2 protein-coding genes are annotated in these 1,902 nt (G+C 69.1%); both read left to right on the forward strand.

What is annotated here, in order from left to right; genetic code table 11:
• The first annotated feature begins 158 nt into the window (after positions 1 to 158).
• Complete coding sequence (locus NA10_RS22895) at positions 159 to 875, forward strand: phosphatidylserine decarboxylase (protein ID WP_067571316.1); 717 nt, start codon at positions 159 to 161, stop codon at positions 873 to 875.
• A complete protein-coding gene (gene pssA, locus NA10_RS22900) occupies positions 872 to 1,753 on the forward strand; it encodes a CDP-diacylglycerol--serine O-phosphatidyltransferase (protein ID WP_373862405.1) in 882 nt (293 codons plus the stop codon). Before NA10_RS22895 ends, pssA begins: the two co-directional genes overlap by 4 nt.
• Positions 1,754 to 1,902 lie beyond the last annotated feature (149 nt).

Consider the following 1,902-nt stretch of genomic DNA (forward strand, 5'->3'; position numbering starts at 1 on the left):
TGACCGGAGGCGGGGGAGCGAAGCGGAGGAGCCGCAGGGAGGGAAGAGCCGGGACTTCGGGGCCGCGAACCGGCCGGAGCGAAGCGGAGGCAAATCAAACACAGTATCGTGTGATCGCGGTCCCTGACCGCCCCCATCCGCGCATGAAAGAGGAGCTTGTGGCCCGCCGTCCCACCCCGCCCGGCACTCCCGAAACCACCGGACTCGGCCACGTCGCCGATCTGGTCCGCTCCGCCATCCCGCCGCTGCACCCGGCCGGGCTGCCCTTCGTGGCCGCTCCGCTCGCGGTAGCTGTGCTGGGTTTCCGGCGTAAGTGGGTGCGCCGCACGGGATTGTTCGCGGCCGCGGCGACCGCCACCTTCTTCCGGCATCCGCATCGGGTGCCGCCGAATCGGCCCGGCGTCGTCGTCGCGCCCGCCGATGGTGAAGTGGCGCTTGTCGATTCGGCCGTACCGCCCGCCGAGTTGAATCTCGGCGATCAGCCGTTGCCGCGCGTGAGCATCTTCCTGTCCGTCCTCGACGTGCACGTGCAGCGCATGCCGATCTCCGGCAGCATCGACGAAATCGTCTACAAGAAGGGCGAATTCCTCTCCGCGGATCTGCCCGCGGCGAGCGATGCGAACGAGCGCAATTCCATGGTGGTGCTGACCGAGAACGGCCAGCGCCTGGTGGTCGTGCAGATCGCCGGATTGCTGGCGCGGCGCATCGTCTGCGAGCCGAAGGTGGGCGACAAGCTCTCCATCGGCGAGACCTACGGGCTCATCCGGTTCGGCTCCCGCGTGGACACCTACTTCCCGGCCGGTACCAAACCACTGGTCGTCCCCGGGCAGCGGACCATCGGCGCGGAAACGGTGCTGGCCGAACTGGATTCATGATGGAGCAACTCGCGCCCGCACCGGCGCTGCGCCGCTCGGCTCGCAATCGCACCGTGCGGCTGCTGCCGAGCATGGTCACCATTCTCGGACTGTGCTCGGGGCTCTCGGCGGTGAAGTTCGCCATGCAGGGCCAGTTGGCGATAGCGCTGGCTCTGGTCGGCGCCGCCGCCATCTTCGACATGCTGGACGGTCGCATCGCCCGCATGCTGGATGCCACCACCAAGATGGGCGCGGAGCTGGATTCGCTCTCCGATGCCATCGCCTTCGGTGTCGCGCCCGCGCTGGTGCTGTACGTGACCTTCCTGCACGCCGACAGTGTGGGCTGGATCGTGGCGCTCATGTTCGCGGTCTGCATGGTGCTGCGGCTGGCCCGCTTCAATACCCTGATGGACGACGACTCCCGGCCGGATTGGCAGCGGGAGTACTTCACCGGTGTGCCCGCACCGGCGGGCGCGCTCATCGCGCTGCTGCCGATCGCGCTGTCCGAACAGTTCGGTGACGGGTGGTGGGTGAGCTTCCCGGCCGTCGCGGTATGGGTGGTGCTGACCGGTCTGCTGTGCGTGAGCACGCTGCCGACACTGGCCATCAAATCGGTGTCGGTGGCACCGCGCAATGCCCCGCTGCTGCTGGTGCTGGTGGCCCTGGCCGCCGCGCTGCTGGTCACCTACCCGCTCATTCTGATGACGGCGCTGGTGGTGCTGTACCTGGTGCATATCCCGTTCGCCGTGCATTCGGCGCGCTGGGTCGCGGCCCGGCCGGAGACCTGGCATCACAAGCCCGCCGAACGCCGGGCCCAGCGCCGCGCCCAGCGCCGCAGGCCGATCCGCAGTATCTCCACCGCGCGCCTGCGCCTGCGCCGCCCCGGCGGCCGGCTCTAGCCCCCCACCCCACCCTTTCAATATCCCCGCCTCTTCAGCACTCCCCCACTCCCCCACTCCCCCACTCCCCCACTCCCCCACTCCCCCAGGTACTTCCCCTCTCCATCAGGCACTCCCCCGGCCCTCGGATACTCCAGCCCCAAGGCTCG

It is taken from the genome of Nocardia acidivorans NBRC 108247 (genome assembly GCF_001625085.1).
GTDB classification, from domain to species: Bacteria; Actinomycetota; Actinomycetes; order Mycobacteriales; family Mycobacteriaceae; genus Nocardia; species Nocardia acidivorans.